The 18,519-nt window shown below is 72.1% G+C and carries 17 protein-coding genes; 6 read left to right on the top strand and 11 right to left on the bottom strand.

What is annotated here, in order from left to right; translation table 11 throughout:
* Window positions 1-13 precede the first annotated feature (13 nt).
* Window positions 14-397: a MerR family transcriptional regulator gene (locus ACIOD2_RS06025; protein WP_400534888.1), complete on the top strand. Its 384-nt coding sequence runs from the start codon at window positions 14-16 to the stop codon at window positions 395-397.
* On the opposite strand, the gene ACIOD2_RS06030 is transcribed toward ACIOD2_RS06025, so the two are convergent.
* Together ACIOD2_RS06030 and ACIOD2_RS06035 are read right to left on the bottom strand one after the other, a co-directional pair.
* Window positions 378-1,904 (bottom strand): carboxylesterase/lipase family protein, encoded by a 1,527-nt coding sequence (locus tag ACIOD2_RS06030; protein ID WP_400534890.1) that lies wholly within the window; start codon window positions 1,902-1,904, stop codon window positions 378-380. The two genes, ACIOD2_RS06025 and ACIOD2_RS06030, sit on opposite strands and share 20 nt — an antisense overlap.
* Window positions 1,905-1,950: 46 nt before the next feature.
* Window positions 1,951-4,023 carry an MMPL family transporter gene (locus ACIOD2_RS06035; protein WP_400534892.1) on the bottom strand — a complete coding sequence of 691 codons (2,073 nt, stop codon included), beginning with the start codon at window positions 4,021-4,023 and terminating at the stop codon, window positions 1,951-1,953.
* A 74-nt stretch (window positions 4,024-4,097) separates the two neighbouring features.
* On the opposite strand from ACIOD2_RS06035, the gene ACIOD2_RS06040 reads away from it, so the two are divergent.
* Together ACIOD2_RS06040 and ACIOD2_RS06045 are read left to right on the top strand one after the other, a co-directional pair.
* The gene (locus tag ACIOD2_RS06040) at window positions 4,098-4,541 is read left to right on the top strand and encodes a MarR family winged helix-turn-helix transcriptional regulator (RefSeq protein WP_400534894.1); all 444 of its coding nucleotides are present in this window, start codon (window positions 4,098-4,100) and stop codon (window positions 4,539-4,541) included.
* A 320-nt stretch (window positions 4,542-4,861) separates the two neighbouring features.
* Entirely contained in the window at window positions 4,862-5,299 is a 438-nt protein-coding gene (locus ACIOD2_RS06045; RefSeq protein WP_400534896.1) for a hypothetical protein, read from the top strand.
* A 65-nt stretch (window positions 5,300-5,364) separates the two neighbouring features.
* On the opposite strand, the gene ACIOD2_RS06050 is transcribed toward ACIOD2_RS06045, so the two are convergent.
* The 5 genes from ACIOD2_RS06050 to ACIOD2_RS06070 all read right to left on the bottom strand — a co-directional run bounded on the left by ACIOD2_RS06050 (window position 5,365) and on the right by ACIOD2_RS06070 (window position 11,500).
* A complete protein-coding gene (locus ACIOD2_RS06050; protein WP_400534898.1) occupies window positions 5,365-5,991 on the bottom strand; it encodes a DUF4360 domain-containing protein in 627 nt (208 codons plus the stop codon).
* 183 nt (window positions 5,992-6,174) lie between these two features.
* On the bottom strand, window positions 6,175-7,044 hold the full coding sequence (locus ACIOD2_RS06055; protein WP_400534900.1) for a spermidine synthase: 870 nt from the start codon (window positions 7,042-7,044) through the stop codon (window positions 6,175-6,177).
* Window positions 7,044-7,403, bottom strand: coding sequence for an adenosylmethionine decarboxylase (gene speD, locus ACIOD2_RS06060; protein WP_323328806.1), 360 nt, complete (start codon window positions 7,401-7,403; stop codon window positions 7,044-7,046). The genes ACIOD2_RS06055 and speD overlap by 1 nt, the downstream gene beginning before the upstream one ends.
* Window positions 7,396-8,544 carry a type III PLP-dependent enzyme gene (locus tag ACIOD2_RS06065; RefSeq protein WP_400534901.1) on the bottom strand — a complete coding sequence of 383 codons (1,149 nt, stop codon included), beginning with the start codon at window positions 8,542-8,544 and terminating at the stop codon, window positions 7,396-7,398. The genes speD and ACIOD2_RS06065 overlap by 8 nt, the downstream gene beginning before the upstream one ends.
* Before the next feature lie 409 nt (window positions 8,545-8,953).
* On the bottom strand, window positions 8,954-11,500 hold the full coding sequence (locus ACIOD2_RS06070) for a glutaminase domain-containing protein (protein ID WP_400534903.1): 2,547 nt from the start codon (window positions 11,498-11,500) through the stop codon (window positions 8,954-8,956).
* Between the two features lie 266 nt (window positions 11,501-11,766).
* On the opposite strand from ACIOD2_RS06070, the gene ACIOD2_RS06075 reads away from it, so the two are divergent.
* Window positions 11,767-13,386, top strand: coding sequence for an amidohydrolase (locus tag ACIOD2_RS06075; RefSeq protein ID WP_400534904.1), 1,620 nt, complete (start codon window positions 11,767-11,769; stop codon window positions 13,384-13,386).
* A gap of 1 nt (window position 13,387) precedes the next feature.
* Here the strand turns inward: ACIOD2_RS06075 and ACIOD2_RS06080 are convergent, their stop codons facing one another.
* Together ACIOD2_RS06080 and ACIOD2_RS06085 are read right to left on the bottom strand one after the other, a co-directional pair.
* Window positions 13,388-13,654: a DUF1883 domain-containing protein gene (locus ACIOD2_RS06080; RefSeq protein WP_400534906.1), complete on the bottom strand. Its 267-nt coding sequence runs from the start codon at window positions 13,652-13,654 to the stop codon at window positions 13,388-13,390.
* A 75-nt stretch (window positions 13,655-13,729) separates the two neighbouring features.
* Entirely contained in the window at window positions 13,730-14,449 is a 720-nt protein-coding gene (locus ACIOD2_RS06085; protein ID WP_400534908.1) for a hypothetical protein, read from the bottom strand.
* Here ACIOD2_RS06085 and ACIOD2_RS06090 point away from each other — a divergent pair.
* Window positions 14,415-15,017: a hypothetical protein gene (locus ACIOD2_RS06090; RefSeq protein WP_400534910.1), complete on the top strand. Its 603-nt coding sequence runs from the start codon at window positions 14,415-14,417 to the stop codon at window positions 15,015-15,017. The two genes, ACIOD2_RS06085 and ACIOD2_RS06090, sit on opposite strands and share 35 nt — an antisense overlap.
* 451 nt (window positions 15,018-15,468) lie before the next feature.
* Here the strand turns inward: ACIOD2_RS06090 and ACIOD2_RS06095 are convergent, their stop codons facing one another.
* Entirely contained in the window at window positions 15,469-15,948 is a 480-nt protein-coding gene (locus ACIOD2_RS06095) for a MarR family winged helix-turn-helix transcriptional regulator (RefSeq protein ID WP_400534912.1), read from the bottom strand.
* A 52-nt stretch (window positions 15,949-16,000) separates the two neighbouring features.
* Here ACIOD2_RS06095 and ACIOD2_RS06100 point away from each other — a divergent pair, with 52 nt between their 5' ends.
* A complete protein-coding gene (locus ACIOD2_RS06100; protein ID WP_400534914.1) occupies window positions 16,001-17,446 on the top strand; it encodes a phenylacetate--CoA ligase family protein in 1,446 nt (481 codons plus the stop codon).
* Between the two features lies 1 nt (window position 17,447).
* Here the strand turns inward: ACIOD2_RS06100 and ACIOD2_RS06105 are convergent, their stop codons facing one another.
* Complete coding sequence (locus ACIOD2_RS06105) at window positions 17,448-18,509, bottom strand: hypothetical protein (protein ID WP_400534916.1); 1,062 nt, start codon at window positions 18,507-18,509, stop codon at window positions 17,448-17,450.
* Between the last annotated feature and the right edge of the window lie 10 nt (window positions 18,510-18,519).

Genomic DNA, 18,519 nt, shown 5'->3' on the forward strand with positions numbered 1-18,519 from the left:
CTGGGAGGTCCGGATGACCGAAACCCTGCTCGACATCGCCGAGGTCGCCGAACGCGCCAGGCTGGCGCCTTCGGCGTTGCGGTTCTACGAGAAGCGCGGGCTGGTCGCCCCGGCCGGCCGCAACGGCCTGCGGCGCACCTACCACCCGGACGTCCTGCGGCGGCTCGACCTCGTCGCCTGCGCCCGCGGGGCCGGGTTCACCATCGCCGAGATCGCCCGGTTCCTCGTGGCGACCCCGAGCGACGCGGCGCTGCGCGAGCGGATGGCGTCGAAGGCGGACGAGCTCGACGGCGCCATCGACCGCCTGACGCGGATGCGCGACAGCCTGCGGCACGCGGCGCACTGCGACCACGTGCCGCTGGTCGACTGCCCCGACTTCAAGGTGACGATCGGCTGACCCGGTTCAGCAGGGGCAGCGCGGAAAACGAGTGGTCCTGCCAGATCCGGCGGGAGGCCTCCTCCGGGTAGGGGGTGACCGCCGTCGAGGTGTCGAAGAGTTGCGTCAGGCGACGGGTGGTGTCGTACGCGGGCCAGCCGGGGTCGCCGTGGGTGGCGAACGCCGTCCACGCCGCACGCATCCGGGCCGACAGCTCTTCCGCTTCGGCGGTGTCCTGGCCGATCAGCGCGGCGGGCCGGCCCCGGTCCAGGTTGCCGAAGACCAGCGGCACGTCGAGGCCGTGGCACGCGCCGAACCCGCCGCCCATCCCCGGCGCGGGCCAGGTCAGCTCGTAGAGGTGGGCGCGGCCGCCGGCCGCGACGTGCGCCTCGGCGAGGTGCAGGCTCGGCATCCGGAACAGCCAGTCCGAGTGGACCAGCTCGTACAGCTCGTCCGGGCCCGCGTCCGGGAAGGCTTCCCGGTACCGGCGCGCACCGTCCGCGCCGGGTGCGAAGACGTCCAGAGCCGTCGCCGCCTGCTCCGGCGTCACCTGGCCGAGGATCCCTTCGAGGGCGGTGAACAGCCGCTGTTCGTCGCGGGTGTGGCCGGCAAGCAGCTCGACGTCCCGGCCGGCGAGAGCCTGCCACGGCGTGCCCGGCAGGACGTCGCCGTCGACGACGGGCGCGAACGGGATCGACCGGTGCGCGGCCTGGCCCCAGTGCGTCCGCTCACCGATCCCCGCGGTGACGGCGTCACCGGCAGCCGACAGCAGGTCCGGATCCACGTCGGACAGCTCGGCCACCGTGGGCCGCAACCCCAGCTCGGCGGCGCAGGCGGCGGCGATGTCGGCGGCGAGCTCCGGGGAGAAGAACGTACCCGGCACGCTCTGCGCGATGGCCCGGCGGAAGAGCCCGGCCGCCCGCGGCATCGCCAGCAGGGCGGCGACCGAGCCGCCGCCCGCCGACTCGCCGAAGACCGTGACTCGGGCAGGATCGCCGCCGAAGGCCTGGATGTTGTCGTGCACCCACCGCAGCGCGGCGACCTGGTCGAGCAGGCCACGGTTCGCCGGCGCCCCTTCGAGCTGCGCGAAACCCTCGACACCGACGCGGTAGTTGAAGGTCACCACGACGACCCCGCCGTCGCGCGCGAGGCGGGCGCCGTCGTACTCGGGGAGGCCGGACGTGCCGATTCCGTAGGCACCGCCCTGGATCCACACCATCACCGGCAACCCGGCGGCGGGACCGGGTTCGGGTGACCAGACGTTGAGCGTCAGCCAGTCGTCGCCCGGCGCGTCCTTCGCGAGCTCGTCCATGCCGAACGCCCCGGCCTGCGGAGGCGGCGGGCCGTACGAGACGGCCTCCCGCACCCCGTCCCAGCCCCGCACCGGTTGTGGTGCGGCGAACCGCAGGGCGCCGACGGGCGGCTCGGCGAACGGGACGCCGCGGAACACCGCGAGACCCGCTTCCCTGCTGCCGCGCAGGGTTCCGGCTCGTGTGCGGACTTCGGGGCGGGACGCGACTGCGGTCATCGCAGGGATGGTCCTCGCCCGACCGGGACGCGCGCCAGCCATTTACCTACGGCTGATCGACTTTCCGGGCCAGCTTCGACGGCCACCAGACGCGGCGGCCGACGTCCACGGTGAGCGCCGGGACCAGCAGCGAGCGCACGAGGAACGTGTCCAACAGGACGCCGAACGCGACGATGAAGGCGATCTGGGCGAGGAACAGGATCGGGATCACCGACAGCGCCGAGAACGTCGCGGCCAGGACGACGCCGGCCGACGTGATCACCCCGCCGGTCAGCGACAACCCGCGCAGCGTGCCGTCACGCGTGCCGCGGGTCAGCGCTTCTTCCCGCACGCGCGTCATCAGGAAGATGTTGTAGTCGATGCCCAGCGCCACCAGGAAAACGAACCCGAACAACGGCACCACCGGGTCCGCGCCCGGGAAACCGAAGAGGTGGTTGAACACCAGCGCAGACACACCCATGGTCGCGGCGAAGGACAGCACCACCGTCGCGATCAGCAGCAACGGCGCGAGCAGCGACCGCAGCAGCAGCGACAGCACGAGGAAGATCACCAGCAGCACGATCGGGATGATCAGCTCCCGGTCGCGCACGGACGTCTGCTGCGTGTCCAGCTGGATCGCCGTCGGGCCGCCGACCTTCGCGGCCGCGCCGGGCACCGCGTGGACGGCGTCACGCAGCCGGCCGACGGTTGCGACCGCGGCCTCGGAGTCCGCCGGATCGTTCAGCACGGACAGGATCTGCACCCGGCCGCCCACGACCTTGGGTTTCCCGTCGGGGCCGGGCAGCGGGAGCGACTGCGCCACACCGTCCACTTGGGACGCCGCGAGCACGGCGGGCAGCGCGCCGGCCTCGGCGATGGTGATCGCGGGCGCGCCGAGACCGCCCGGGAAGTGCCGGCCGAGGACGTCCTGCCCGGTCCCGGACTCGACCTGGGTGAGGAAGACGTCCGACTGGGCGGTGCCGGACGCCTTGAGCTGCGGCAGGAACGCGACGCCGATGCCGAGCACGAGCGCCGTCACGATCCACACCGCGCGCGGCCGCCTGCCGACCAGGCCGGCCACCCGGCCCCAGATCCCGGCGGTCTCCGGGTGCGGCGAGCCGAGCGCGGGCTTGAACGGCCAGAACGCGCCGCGGCCGCAGAGTGCGAGCACGGCGGGCAGGAACGTGGTGGACGCGAGCAGGGCGGCGCCGATGCCGATCGCCGCGACCGGGCCGAGCCCCTTGTTGGAGTTGAGGTCGCTGAACAGCAGGCACAGCACACCGAGCACGACGGTGCCCGCCGACGCGGTGATCGGCTCGAGCGTGGCGCGCCAGGCGATGCGCAGGGCGTCGAACCGGCTGGGGGTGTCCCGCAGCTGTTCCCGGAACCGCGCGACCGTCAGCAGGGCGTAGTCGGTCGCCGCGCCGAACACGAGGATCGAGAGGATGCCCTGGCTCTGGCCGTTGAGCGCGAGGACGTCGTTCTTGGCCAGCAGGTAGACGACGAGGCTGGCGAGCCCGAGCGCGAACACCGCCGAGAGCAGCACCAGGAACGGCAGCAGCGGGCTGCGGTAGACGACGATGAGGATCAGCGCGACCACACCCCCGGCGACGAGCAGCAGGATGCCGTCGATCCCGCCGAACGCCTTGACCAGGTCGGCGATCTGCCCGGCCGGGCCGGTGACCAGCACCGTCAGGCCGTCCGGCGCGCCGGTGAGCCGGGCGCGGACCTCCTTGACGACGTCGGCGGGGTTGCCGTCGGCGAGGATCGGCACGGCCAGCTGCACGGCCTGGTCGTCGCGCGGCGCGTTCTGGGGCTTCCCCAGCGGCCCCACGACGCCGGGGACGGTGCCCAGCTCCTGGGCCTTGGCCGCGAGGAAGCGGCGGTCTTCGCTGGTCAGGCCGCTCGTGCGTTCGGCGACGACGGTGGCCGGCAGCACCTGGCGCGGGGTGAACGCCTTCTGCTCGTCGGACACTTCGGTGGCCTCGGCCGAGGCCGGCAGGAAGGCGGCGTTGTCGTTCTTCGCGACTTCGCTGAGCTTCCCGGCGAACGGCCCGCCGAACCCGCCGATCGCGAGCCAGGCGATCACCAGGAGGGCCGGGATCAGCCAGCGAAGACGGCGTGGGGCGGTCTCGTTCATGGTCGCTAAAGTCCCTTCGAGCGCGAACACGCCCAATTGTTCAGCAGGCTGAACATTCTGCACGACGGCACGGAGTGACGGTGAGCACAGCCCCCGAACCGGACCTGAGCACGTGGCCGACCGGCCGGCTCCTGGCCGTGGCCGCGCGGCTCGTCGAGCAACGCTGGGTCGCCGTGCTCGCCGGCCTGGACCTCACCCACGCTGGCCTGATCGCGCTGCACACCCTGCGCGGCGGGCCGCTCCCCCAGCGGACGCTGGCCCAGCGCTGCCAGGTGACCGACCAGACGATGAGCCGCACCCTCGACCGGCTCACCAAGGCCGGCTTCGTCACCCGCACGCCGGACCCGGCCGACGCCCGCCGCCACGTCACGCGGATGACCGCGAGCGGCCGCGCGGTCCTCGACCGCGCGGTGCGCGCCGAACGCGAGGACCCGGCCCTGCTCGGCGGCCTCGGGGACGACGAGGCCTTCCGCGCGCGACTGCTCTCATTGATCGACGGTCTGTCGGCGGGCGGTTGAGACCACCCGCGGCTGGGTAGCTCTTCAGGCATGTGGATCGCGGTGAGCACCCCAGTCGCCCTGTTGATCGCAACCGTGCTGATGGAGCGGTTCGAGCGACGATGCAGCCTCGTGCCCACCGCGAAAGCCGAACGACCACCGGTCGGCAACTGAGTCCGTTTTCCCTTGCGGCCTGGCACTTTCCCCGCGGAAGTGCCAGGCCTTTCGTGTGCGCGCCGTTCACCCTTTCGAGTGATCCACACCTCGCCGAGAACCTCGGCGCCGGCCCCGCTGTCTTACGGGTAGATCCGGTGGACGCCGGGTCGAGGGAGGAGATCACCATGCGCACCACCACGAAGCCGCAGCGCACACTGCTCGGCCTGGCCCTCGCGGCCGGGCTGGTCACGGCCACGAGCATCGGGATCGCCGGCGGGGCGTCGGCCGATCCGGGAACCACCGAGGGGAAAACCATGACCGAAGCACACCAGCAGCCGCCGAAGGGGGCGCGCGCCACCGTGCAGGTGAGCCCGAACCCCACCACCCGGCGCGGCGAAGAGGTGACCATCACCGGGAACTGCGGGGGCGGCACCGGCCTGAAGTCCGTGCTCGGGGGCTTCCCCGAGCACCCCGCGCTGGAGAACGTCCGGATCATCAAGTCCGGGCCGGACGAATTCGAGGCCAAGGCCACGCTTTCCGAACAGATCGGGAACGGCGTCGGACCCGTTTTTGTCGACTGCGGCGGCGAGGCGGGAGTGACCCTGCTGGTCACGCACGTCTGAGCCGCGGAAAGCCCGCCCACCGGTACCCGGGTTCCGGTGAGCGGGCCACTCCGAATAGGTCCGGCTCAGCAGTTCTTCCAGGCGAAGTGGTAAACCGTGTCGACACTCGCGTGTTCGGAGTCCATTTCGATATAAGTGGACCCCGAGGACGTTCCGGCGTCCGCCCGCAGTTCCGCGTTGATGTTGAGGTTGCGGTCCTCACCACACGGCGCGAACACCAGCGCGGCGACGTCGGTGGTGTCGGTCGCGCGCCACTGGCCGTGGAACGGGCCGGGGAAGGTGTGGCGCACCCGCGCGGTCGGTGACGTCCCGGCGAAGTAGTAGTTCGCCTGCTCCAGCGCGCTCGCCCCGCTCTCGATGTGCGCGAACCCGCGGTAGTCCGCCTCCGCGATCGCGTACGTGAACCCTTGCGGCACATGCACGAGCACGTTGATCTGGCAGTTCTTCCGGGCGTCGAGAGCAGGGGCGCCGCCGCCGGCCTTGGCGGTGAAGTTCGAGTACCGCACCGTGAAGGAGGTGTTGTCGGAGGCGACGTCGGCCGACGCGGTCGCCGTGCCGGCCGGGCAGCCCGAGCCGTTGATGGTCTTGATGTCGAGCGTGATCTTTTCGGTCGGCACCGGATTCGCCGAAGAATCGGCGGGTGCGGCGAGCAGGGACAGAATTGTTACGGCGACGACCGACATACCGAGCATGACGCTCCTCCAAATGGGCCACGATGCCTTGTGATCACGATGATCGCTCGCGGAAGGGATCGTAGCGCGATCGCAAACCGCCCGAGGGCCACTGAACGGAGTAACACGGCCACCGAAAGTACGGGAAATCCATTTCCCGTACTTTCGCGGCGCAATAGTTGATTATTCGAAGAAACGGAGGCCCTACTGGACTGGACCAGTATTGCGCCGGAGTGAATACGGCGGTGTCGCGGACGCGAGCAACGTTTCGGCGTCCAGTGTCACGGCCCCGCTCCCCCGCTCCCCGAACCGCCGCGCCACCAGCGCGCCCGGCTCTTCGACGCGGTCCACCCGCCCGGACAGGAAGGCCCACTCGTGCTCGTCGGACCCGAAGTACAGCACGGTCCCGAACACCTCGCGGAACCGCCGCCACGACGCGAGCAGCGTTTCGTTGCGCCACAACGTCGGGCAGCCCGCCTGGCAGGTCACCACCCCGCCGGGTGCCAGCAGCCGCGCGCAGCGTCCGAGGAAGTCCTTGCCGTACAGGCGGTTGTGCTGCGCGTCCGGATCGGTGTTCTCGTCCGGCAGGTCGATCACGACGACGTCATAGGTGTCACCGCGCTCTTCGGCGGCGGCGAGGAACGCCCAGCCGTCCTCATAGGACAATCGGACCGGCCCGTCACCGCGTTCGGCTTCGGCGAGATCGGCCGTCGTGTAGCCGTAGGGCAGGTGTTCGGCGCAGGCGCGCACGGCCTGTTCGTCGATGTCGACGTGGTCGACGACCTCGGCACCCGCGGCCAGGGCCAGTTCGCAGACGACGCCTTCGCTCGAGCCGATCACGAGCACCCGGCGCACCTGGTCGGCGAGCAGGAGCGCCGGGACCATCAGCGCCTCGTGGTACACCAGCTGGCTCGCCTCGGTGCTCTGGCGCTCGCCGTCACAGAACAGGGAAACACCCTGCGCGGTACGCCCGATCAGCACGTCCTGGTAGGCCGTGCGCGCGCTGAACACGACGTCTTCGACCTCCCACACGCGGGTGAGGCCGGGGCCGAGCGGTTCGTGGATCGCGGTCATCAGGGTTCTCCCCGGCGCAGGACGGACAGGTGGACCGACGCGGCGTCCAGCGCTTTGGCCAGCAGCCGCACCGCGTGCTCGGGATCGGCGCGCTCGCCGCAGGTGAACACGTCGGCGAACAGCGACCCGTGCTCGGGGTACGTGTGCACCGAGGCGTGGGACTCGGCGAGCAGCGCGATCACGGTGGCGCCCTGGGGCGCGAAGCTCTTGGCCACGACGTCGACGACCGTCGCGCCCGCCTCCGTCACCGCCGCGCGGAGCAGCTCCCCCAGCTTGGGTGCGTCGTCGAGCAGGCCCGGGTCGACGCCGTGCAGCTCGGCCAGGACGTGCCGTCCGGTGAACCGGCCGATTTCAGGCATCTCCCCACTTCCCCAGGCAGTAGGTGCGCAGCGGCTCGATGCCGTTGAACTCCACCGAGGCGTAGGACGCGGTGTAGGCGCCGGTCCCCGGCAGGTCGAGGCGGTCACCGGCGCGCAGCGACAGCGGCAGCTCGTACGGCGTCCGCTGGTAGAGCACGTCGTCGCCGTCGCAGGTCGGCCCGGCGAGCACCACCGGCCCGGCGGGTCCGTCGTGCGGCCCGACCGGCTCGAACCGGTAGGCGATCGCCTCGTTCTCGGCCTCGGCGAGCCCGTTGTAGCGGCCGATGTCGAGGTACACCCACCGCCGCTCGCCCCGGCGCGCGATCAGGACGACCTCGGTGCGCAGCAGGCCGGCGTCGGCGACGAGCACCCGGCCCGGCTCGAGCAGCAGCTCGGGCCGGGCGTCCGGAAAGTGTGTGTCGAGGGCCGACTCGATCGTCGCCGCGTAGGTGGCCAGCGCCGGGACGTCGGTGCGGTGGGCCGTCGCGAAACCGCCACCGAGGTTGAGCCGGGTCATCGGCACGCCCTGGGCGGCGGCTTCGGCGAACAGCTTCGCCGCCGTGGCGATCCCGATCTCCCAGGCGGCGACGTCAGGCTGCTGCGACCCGACGTGGAAGGCGATGCCGGGCCGCAGCCCCAGCTCGGCCGCACGCAGCACCAGGTCGAGGGCCTCGGCCGGCTCACAGCCGAACTTGCGGCCGAACGGCGTCACGGAGTCCGGCGCGTCGAGCACCACGCGGATCGACACCGCCGCGCCCGGCGCGTGCCGGGCCAGGTTGCCGACGTCGTCCACGGCGTCGGAGGTGAACTCGCGGACGCCGCGCTCGTGCGCGTAGGCGATGTCACGGGGCTTCTTGATCGGGTTGCCGTAGGCGAGGTCCGCCGGGTCGGCGCCGCGCTCGAGGCACCTGGCGAGCTCGGCGGGCCCGGCGACGTCGAAGCCGATCCCGGCCGCCACCAGCGCGTCGAGCACCGGCGGGGCCGGGTTGGCCTTGACGGCGTACCGGATCAGCGCACCGGGGAACGCCGCGCGGAACTCCGCCGCCCGGGCGGCCACGACGTCGGTGTCGACGACGAGGCACGGGGTCGGCGGGTCCCGCTCGTCGAGGAACCGGCGGACCCGGCTGAAGTCGGCACACACGGCGCCAGTCTTGCAAACGACGCCAGCCGAACCGCCACAGGTGGTCCGGCGGTCCATCCCGGACCCCGGGCGTGCTCATCCACACAGCACCTCACCGCGCCGTCAGACCAACCGCCACAGCCGGCCCAGCGATTCGACCCGAACCCCGGGTTCGGTCCTCATCCACGCGCGGACCCGCCGGGCGCGCTCGTCCGCACAGCAACCTCGTCACGCCGCCACAGGTGGCTCAGCGATTCGTCCCGGACCTCGGGCCGGCCCCTCCCTCCCCACCGACCAGCCGAAGGCCCGCCGACACGCTCAACCACTCAGCACCTCTTCACGCCGCCACAGGTGGCTCAGCGATTCGTCCCGGACCTCGGGCCGGCCCCTCCCTCCTCGTCGACCAGCCGGAGACCCGCTCGTCACGCCGTCAGACGAACCGCCACAGGTGGTCCGGGGTGCCGTTGTCGTCCCACTGCGTCACCTGTGCGCCGTCGGCGGTGGACTGCTGGTCGACCGCCATGACCTTGCCGCTGCGGACGTTGACGACCTTCGACCAGCCGCCGCCGGCGTCGACGATCCGCCAGTTGTGGTCCGGGGTGCCGTTGTCCTGGTACTGCTGCACGTGCGCGCCGTTGTCGAGGCTCTGGTCGTGCACGGCGAGGATCTTGCCGCTGTTGCGGTTGACGATCCGGACCGTGCCGTCGCCGTTGTCGACCACCGCCCAGAGGTGGTCGGCGCTGCCGTTGTCCGACCACTGCGTGACCTCGGCGGTGTCGGCCAGGGACATGTTCGACACGGCGAGGACCTTGCCCGACCGCTGGTTCTGGAGCTTGCGCCAGACCGTCGTCGACCCGGCGGGCCGGGTCAGCAGGGCCAGGTAACCCCCGGCGACCGGGCGGGCCTGGAAGCCGCGCTGGGTGGCGTCGGCGACGACGTACCAGTCGGTGAACGGCACACGTTGCGGTGTGGTGTTCGCGAAGCTGTAGACGCCCTCGACCATGGTGTTGCGGATGTTCGGCTGGTCGGTGAGCCAGGCCGCCGTCCACAGCTCCCAGTCGGCCTTCGTGTAGTTGTTGCGCGGGTCGAGCAGCACGCCGTGGGCGGTCGCGCGGGCCTGGTACCAGGCCGCTTCCTGCGCCGCGACGCCCACCGGGACCAGGTCGAGGCCGAGCACGCGGTCCGCGAAGCCGTTGTACTTCAGGCTCCACGTGCCGGGCTGGTCGTAGGCGAGCTTCAGGTGCTGGTTGGACGTGTCCTGCGCGAGCGTCACCCACTGGCTGACGTAGCTGCGCGAGACCGACCGGTACCGCTGGGCGTCGGCGGTGTTGCCGGTGGCGCTCGCGACGACGCCCATCGCGCCGACGCCGATGATCCCCTTGAGCGCGAGGTTGGCGCTGTGGGCGATGAACCCGGTGAAGTCGTCGGTCTGGTTCTGGAAGCCCGGGTCGAGGGTGTTGCCGACCAGGTACTCGGCCCACTGCCGCAGGATCCGGTAGTGGGTGGTGGCGAACGCGCTCGCCTCGGCCGCCGGGAGCCGCTGGATCAGCGCGGCGGCCATGATCAGCATGTTGGCCGACTCCTCGACCGGCATGCTCTCCTCGTTGCCGTCGTTGTGCCCGGTCGCGTCCGGGTAGTGGGTGCCGACGTCGTGCTCGGCGAACTGCATCGGCCAGCCGCCGTGCTCGGGGTAGTCGAGCAGCGGCTCCAGGATCAGCCGCAGGTACGCCGGGGAAAGGTAGAGGTAGGCCGGGAACGCCGGGTACGTGACGTCCACTGTGGACATGTTGCCGCTGGAGGAGATCTCCTTGAGGAAGGCCCACGGCGAGCCGCCGCGGTCGACCAGTTCGGTGCCGCCGAACGCCTGGCGCAGGGCCAGCGCGCAGATCGCGGCGTAGTGCTCACCGGTGGTGCCGCCACCGGCCGCGGCCACGGCGTCGTCGTGCAGCCGCTGGTCGATCGCGGTCGCGGCCGACAACGCGCTCGCGTAGTCGGCGGCGAACCACACGGCCATGTCCTGCCAGCTGCCCCAGTAGTGCGTCCACCAGGGCTTCAGCTCCGCGCCGAGGTAGCGCACCGCGGGCGTCCGGACGTGCCCGATGGAGAGGGTGAACGGCGCCGACGACCCACCCGCGGCGATCGTCCCGAGGTTCCGGTTGAACGCCAGCACCGGCCAGCGGTCGCTGATCGCGCGCGGCTGCGCGGTGTCGCTGGTGTTGGGCAAGGCGCCTTGACCGGCGGAGGCGGCGCGCACGACGGTGTCCTGCCCGATCTGCCACGTCGTCCCGGTGGCCGGTGCCGCGACCACCAAGGAACCCCAGGTGGCCTGTTCGCCGCTCTCCTGCAGCACGCCGGGGGTCGCCGGGGTGCAGCTCAGCAGCGTCTGGCCGCCGGACTGCTGCTGCGTCCACGTGACCGGGGTGGCGGTGTTGCCGTGCACCCACTCGGCGGAGGTGTCGAAGTGCAGGTCGACCGCGTGCGCGCGGCCGTCGGCGCTGGCGGCCTGGATCGTCACGTAGCCGAACGGCACGGACTGGCGCTGCAGGTTCGCCGGGTCGACCGGCGAGAAGAACGTGACGGTCAGGTTGACCCCGCCGCCGCTCAGGACGTAGGTCGAGCGGGTGCCGGTGACCTGCAGGCTCACCTGGGTCATCGGGGTCAGGGCGGGCCCGGACGGCAGCGCGGGCGAGCCGGCGAAGACGTAGGCCACGCCGTCGATGCGGGCGAGGCCGCACAGCGCGGTGACGTGCCCGTTCCAGAAGCTCGCCCAGCTGCCGGGCAGGTTGTCGGCCGGCTGCCAGGTGGACAGGTAGGGCGAGCGGACGATCAGCGGCGTGGCGGGCGGCCGGATCGGGCTGAAGGTGCCCGCGGACGCCGTGCCGGGCAGCCACAACGCGGCGGCGACGGCGGCGGCCGTCCCGCCGGCGAGCCGCAGGAGGTCGCGGCGGGTCAGGTGATCGCGTTCTCGGGAGGACATCGGTGGCCCCTTCCACGGCGTGCGACGAACAGCGCAGGGACACTTTTACATCGTTGATACAACGTTGTAAATCCGCCGATGGGTTTGCCTGCCCGGTTGCTCCGAGTGCCGAACGGACCACGCTGCGCGCAGGTCCGGTGCCCCGCACCCCGGGTGCTGACCTGGGTCGATCCGTGGTTCGGCGCTGTGAGCCGCAGGGCGGACAGCTCGCCCCGGCGCGGACCGTGTCTGGCCGGTTCCTGTCCACTCCGGGCATGATCGGGACCATGCCGAGCCGACCCGCCGATCTCGTCTTCACCGGCGGGCCGGTGCACACCGTCGACCCGGCCCGCAGCCGGGCCGGGTCCGTCGCGGTCACCGACGGCCGGATCAGCGCCGTCGGCGGCGATCCCCGGGCATCGATCGGCCCGCGGACCGAGGTCGTCGACCTGCGCGGGCGCCTGCTGCTGCCCGGGTTCCAGGACGCGCACGTCCACGCCGTCGGCGCCGGGATCGAGCTCGGGCGCTGCGACCTCACCGACGTCACCACCGTCGCCGACTGCCTCGACCGGGTCCGCGCCCACGCCGCCCTGCACCCGCGGCTCAAGTGGCTGACCGGCAGCGGCTGGTCGATGGAGACGTTCGACGGCGGCCTCCCGGACCGGCGGCTGCTGGACACCGTCGTCACCGACCGGCCCGTCGTGCTGGTCAACCGCGACCACCACGGCGCCTGGCTGAACAGCCGGGCCCTCGACCGCGCCGGGATCACCACCGCCACCCCGGACCCGCCCGACGGCCGCATCGAGCGCGACGCCGGCGGAGTTCCCACCGGCGTCCTGCAGGAAGGCGCCATGGACCTGGTGACGCGGCTGCTGCCCGCGAGCACCGAAGCCGACGAGCTCGCCGGGCTGCTGCGGGCGCAGCGGCTGCTGCACTCCTTCGGCGTCACCGCCTGGCAGGACCCGCTGCTCGGCGAGTACGGCGGGATGCCGGACCCGGCACGCGCCTACGCCACGGCGACGGCGCGCGGGCTGCTGACCGCGCGCGTCACCGGCGCGCTCTGGTGGGACCGGGCCCGCGGCGCCGACCAGCTCGCCGACCTGCTGATGCGGCGGGAGTCGTTGCGCGGCAAGGGGGTTCGCGCGCAAAGCGTCAAGATCATGCAGGACGGCGTCGCGGAGAACCGGACGGCGGCGATGCTGCACCCCTACCTGTGCGGTGACCACAGTGGACTGAGCTTCGTGGACCCGGTCGCGCTGCGCGGGCACGTGACGATGCTCGACGCGCACGGGTTCCAGGTGCACTTCCACGCGCTCGGCGACCGCGCGGTGCGGGAGGCGCTCGACGCCGTCGAAGCCGCTCGCGCCGCGAACGGCTGGACCGACCACCGGCACCACCTCGCCCACCTGCAGGTCGTGCACCCCGACGACGTCCCGCGGTTCCGGCGGCTCGGCGCGACCGCGACGATCCAGCCGCTGTGGGCGGTGCACGAGCCGCAGATGGACGAGCTGACCATCCCGTTCCTGGGACCGGAACGGGCGGCGTGGCAGTACCCGTTCGGTGCCCTGCTGCGGTCCGGGGCCACGCTCGCCGCCGGCAGCGACTGGCCGGTGAGCAGCCCGGACCCGCTGCAGGGCATCCACGTCGCGGTCAACCGCGTCCCGTACGGCGAGGACGTGCCCGCGTTCTACCCGGACCAGCGGATCGACCTGGGCGCGGCGATCGCCGCGTACACGGCGGGCTCGGCGTACGTGAACCACCTGGACGACACCGGCACGATCCGGGTCGGCCACCACGCGGACCTGGTCGTGCTCGACCGGGACCCCTTCGACGGCCCCGAAAGCGAGATCGGGGCGGCGAAGGCCGCGATGACGTTCACCGGCGGCCGGTGCGTCCACGAGGCGTGACTCAGTCCTCGACGCTCACCCGCGGGTGCAGAGGCAGGCTCTCCAGCCCCTCGACGTCGAGCACCAGGAACCAGTGCGCGTTGGCCGGGATGTGGATCTTGAACATCGGCGCGGTGGCCACCCCGCCGTGCATCCGGTAGAACTGCCGGCGCCGGTAGGCCTCGAAGTTGACCGCCGTCAGGAGCCGAACGTTGGCCATGGCCGCCACCCGCACGGTGACCACCGCGTCTCTTCGTACCTTCCCCAGGTCGAACACCTTCGCTTGCATTTTCCGTCCCTCTTCCACGCGTGTACTTCACCCAGTTGTTTTCGCCGCACGACGACACGAGAGAGAGGAAGACGCCTAACCGGGCCCGGTCCCCGGTTTGCACGGCCGCCAGAGGGTCACGAAGTCCCCACGCGACCTGACAAAAGCGTGAGTGACCTGAATCGGCCGGTCAGAGGCGAGAACCGCCGGAGGAACGGAGAAACCGTCACCACCGGCGGATTCCCCCGGCGGCGGCGCACTCCCGGGCCATCCGCCGGGCACGTGTGCCAAGGACGCTGCGCCCGGCCGCGCGGCGGCGAGAATCTGCGGTGTCATCACGCAGTCCGCTGCTGGCGATGGGACGATCGCGGCCCGCAGCCGGACGACCACGGGCAGGCCCAGGTCGGTGGCGGGCAAGGGCGGATCAACGGTCACCGGTTCGGCGCGCACGGGCTCGGGAGCTTCGGCCTCCGGCGGGGCCGGCCCGGTCACGGGCTGCACGAGATCCGCGCCGGGCGCGACCAGCTTGGTCAGATCAGTCACGACCGGCTTCACCAGATGGGCAACGGGCTCGATCACATCACCGAGCACCGGGCCGACTAGTTTTGTCACCAGCAGCACAGAGGTTCGCGGCACGGGCGCCACCAGATCCGGAACAGGCCCGACCAGCCGAGTAACAACAGGCGCCCCCACCGCAATCGCCGACACCGCAGCACCGGAAACAACGGGCACGGCAACCGCAGAGATCGGCTTGGCCACCTGCGACCCGACGGACGCCACAATGCCGGAAACCGGTGCAACGATCGTCTTCGCCACGTCGGCCGCACCGGAAACCGGGGAAGCTGCCGCAGCAATCGGCTTCACCGCAGCTGAGTCAGCGGGCATCGCGCCACCCGCCTTCACCACGACGCCCGCCACACAAGCGGGGGAAGCTACCGCGGTTATCGGCTTCGCCACAGCTGAACCGGACGACATCGCAACATCCGCCGCACGAGCAACCGGTGCTGGCGGTGCAGCGGTCCGCTTCACCACGTCCCCACCGGTCGGGACCCCGATGCCCGCCACGGCACCGGATACCGGCGCCGCCGCAGCAACCGGCCTCACCGCTCGCGAACCACCTCGCGCCACGCCGAAGACCGACCTTGCCGATCCGGTCGCCGGCCTCACGACACCGCCGCTGGGCAGCACCCGGATGCCCACCGCGGAACCGGAAACCGGCGCCGCAGGTCGCGAACCGACCCTCACCACAAAGCCCGGTCTCCCCGCTCTCCCCTCGGTCGGCGCCACCACATGCGCGGCCGCGGCGGAAACCGGCGCTGCGTCAACCGACCTCACCGCTGGCGAACCGGCCGGCGCCACAACACCCGCCGTACCGGAAACCTGAACCGACGGTGGCGAAACCGTGGGGGCGTTCCGTGCCCCGATCACCGGTGCGGCCGCGAGACGCGGCCGCGTGCCGGGCGGCTTCGGTAGTGCCCACCGCTCAGATGGATCCACGCCGGAAACCGCCACGTGCGGCTGGGCGGTCGCTGCCTGGGCCGTCAGCCACCAAGGCAGCAGCCACAAGCCCGCCACCGCGGCGGCCACCACCAGCAGGCGGCGTGCGGCCATGGCCGCTCCGCCCGGTGACGCCACGGTGCGTGCCCAGGTCACGGTCGGCGAACCTCCAGATGCCTCCAGCTGCGGGAGCAGATCTGGACGTACCCCTCAACGCCGCGCGCCACACCGGCGCTACGCGGGGCCCGGTGCTTCCACTCGTCCGGCCTAGTTCTTTGGTGTCTCCGTGCTCGCGTAAATCCGCCAGTCAGCGGAGCGTGTCCCACCGGCCGCCGGTATCAGGGTTCCTGGTTCGTCCGGCGGGCTTCGGCCAGGGTGCCCAGCGCCATGACTCCGTGCTGCAACCCCTCGCGGAACGTCGTGCGCTGGCCCGGGCTGAGGTCGGCCAGCAGCTCCTGCTCCACCTCACCCACCGCGGGCGCGCAGGCCGCGAGCAGGGCGCGCCCGGCGGCGGTCAGGCTGGCCAGCAGGACGCGCTTGTTGTCCGCCTTGGGCGTCCGCTCGATCAGCCCGCGCTTCTCCAGCGCCAGCACCATCTCGTGCATCGTCTGCGGGCGCAGGAACGACCGGCGCGCCAGCTGCGCGGACGAAAGCGCGCCGCTGGCCTCCAGCACGGTGAGCGCCGTGTACTGCAGCGTCGTGAGCCCGAGCGGGCGCAGTGCGTCGTCCAGCAGCGCGCGGATGGCCAGCTCCAGCCGCTTGACCAGGTACAGGGTCAGCGGCGCGCCGGTGGCGGGCTGCTCCGCGGAGGTGCTCACGCGCCCATCATGGCACCTCGGAGCCCTACCGGCCGGACGCTATGCTGCGATCATGGACCACGGTCGGCAGGCCCGCGTGCGCCAGGCGTTCGACACCTTCTTCGCACCACCCGGGCCGGCACCCGCGGACCAGGTCCTCGACCTGTTCCGGCGGACCGCGGAAACCGTGCCCGCGTACCGGAAGTTCCTGCGGGACCACGGGATCACGCCGGAGTCGGTCACGACGCTCGAGGACTTCCGGCGGCTGCCGCTGGTCGACAAGGCGGGCTACCACCGGAAGTACCCGCTGCCCGAGCTGTGCCGCGACGGCACGTTCGCCGGGCTCGACATGATCGCCGTCTCATCGGGGTCGAGTGGGCACCCGACGGTCTGGCCGCGCGCGCTCGAGGACGAGCTGCAGGTCGCGCGCCGGTTCGAGCAGGTGATGGTCGACGGCTTCCACGCCGACGAGCGCGGCACACTCGCCGTCGTCTGCTTCCCGCTCGGTACCTGGGTCGGCGGCCTGTTCACCACGGCGTGCGTGCGCCACCTCGCGGCCAAGGGCTGCCCGATCACGGTCGTGGCGCCGGGCAACAACAAGGCCGAGATCCTGCGGGTGCTGCCCGAGCTGGCCCCGCACTTCGAGCAGGTGGTGCTGCTCGGCTACCCGCCGTTCGTGAAGGACGTCGTCGACACCGGCCTGGCCGAAGGCGTCGACTGGCCCGCGTACGCGATCAAGCTGGTGCTGGCCGGCGAGGTGTTCAGCGAGCAGTGGCGTGACCTCGTCGCGCAGCGGGCCGGGATCGCCGACCCGGTCCGCGACATCGCGTCGCTCTACGGGACGGCCGACGCGGGTGTGCTCGGCACCGAGACCGCCGTGTCGGTGGGGATCCGCCGGTTCTTCGCGGCGCACCCGGACCTGGCCCGCGAGGTCTTCGGTGACTCCCGGCTGCCGACGCTGGTCCAGTACGACCCGGCGAGCCGGTTCTTCGAGGAGCACGAAGGCACGCTCGTGTTCACCGGCGACGGCGGCATACCGCTGATCCGCTACCACATCGCCGACGACGGCGGGGTCCTGCCGCACGCCGAGCTGCTCGCGTTGTGCGCCCGTCACGGTTTCACCCCGCCGGACGGGCCGGAGCTGCCGTTCGTGTACGTCTTCGGCCGCTCGCTGTTCACGGTGTCGTTCTTCGGCGCGAACGTCTACCCGGAGAACGTCACGGTCGGCCTGGAGCAGCCCGGCATCAGCGACACGGTGACCGGCAAGTTCGTCATCGAGTCGGTGGAGGACGAGGACCGCGACCGGCGGCTGCGGATCACGGTCGAGACGGCGCCGGGCGCCACGGCGGACGCGGGCCGGATCGCGGAGTCGGTGCGGGCGCAGCTGCTGCGGCTCAACAGCGAGTTCGCCCACTACGTCCCGGCGGAGCAGCAGCTGCCGGACGTCGTGCTGCGCCCGGCCGGGGATCCCGAGTACTTCCCCGTCGGGGTGAAACACCGGTACACCCGGCCGTCCTGACTCAGGTCAGGCGGAAGGTGCCCGCGCACGGATAGCCCGGCAGGCCGGCGTTGTTCAGTTTCCCCGGTTGCGGATAGCCCAGCGACCACAGCTGCCCGGTCGCCGCCACGTTCGCCGCCAGCGACACGTCGGCGAAGAGCCGGATCCGCGTCTGCCGCCCGTCCGGGTGCAACGCCCAGCCGGTCAGCCGGGCCACACCGCGCGTGCGCGGCACGAACGCCGCGTCGAGCGCGACCCGCAGCTCCACCCAGACGTCCTCCGTGACCGGCCGGCGGATCCGCAGGAACCCGGCGAGCATCAGCAGCCCCAGCAGCACGAACACCCCGCTGCCACCGGCGACACCCCCCGTCGCGGCCGGGCCGAGGATGACGTCGGGCTCGACCGGCACGGTCGCCACGACGACGAATCCCGCGGCGCCCAGCACCAGGCACGTCAGCCCGGACACGACCGTCCGCCGGACCTGGAACGCCCGCTGCGCGGTGAGCACCGGATCGAGCCGCGGCGGCGTCGGACGGCGCGAGACCGGCTCCACCGGCGTCGCCCCGGGCAGCGGCGTGTCCTCGATCCGCGCGACCCGCACCGACATCGCGCCGGGCAGCCGGACGAACACCCGGCGGCCGGAGCCGAGCACCCACAGCCGCCGCTCGCCGGCCAGCTGCACCCGCGAGCCTCCCACGAGCCGGGTCCGCAGCCACCGCCCGTCCGGCAGCCGCGCGCACATCCGGGACCCCTTCACGAGCAACCCGTCCGGAGCGACGTCGAGCCGGCGGTACGGCTCCCCGAACAGGCGCCGGATCCGGAGGTACAGGCTCAGGACGTAGGTCCACACTGCCAGCGTGGGGCCGAAGACGACGAGGTAGATGTAGGGCAGCACGCTCCCCCGCTGCGCGATCACCGCGAGCAGGACGCCGTAGGCGACGAGCGCGCCGTTGAGCGCCATGCGGAGGATCACCGTGCTGGTCAGCTGCCGGACGTAGCCGGGGAACAACGGTTCCGCCCCCGACGGCAGGTCCGGCACGGGTTCGTGGGCGCGGACTCTGTCCGCGCCGGAAGCGATGTCCATGGCTCGTTCG

This window comes from Amycolatopsis sp. NPDC088138, assembly GCF_044741685.1.
In the GTDB taxonomy this organism is placed as follows: domain Bacteria; phylum Actinomycetota; class Actinomycetes; order Mycobacteriales; family Pseudonocardiaceae; genus Amycolatopsis.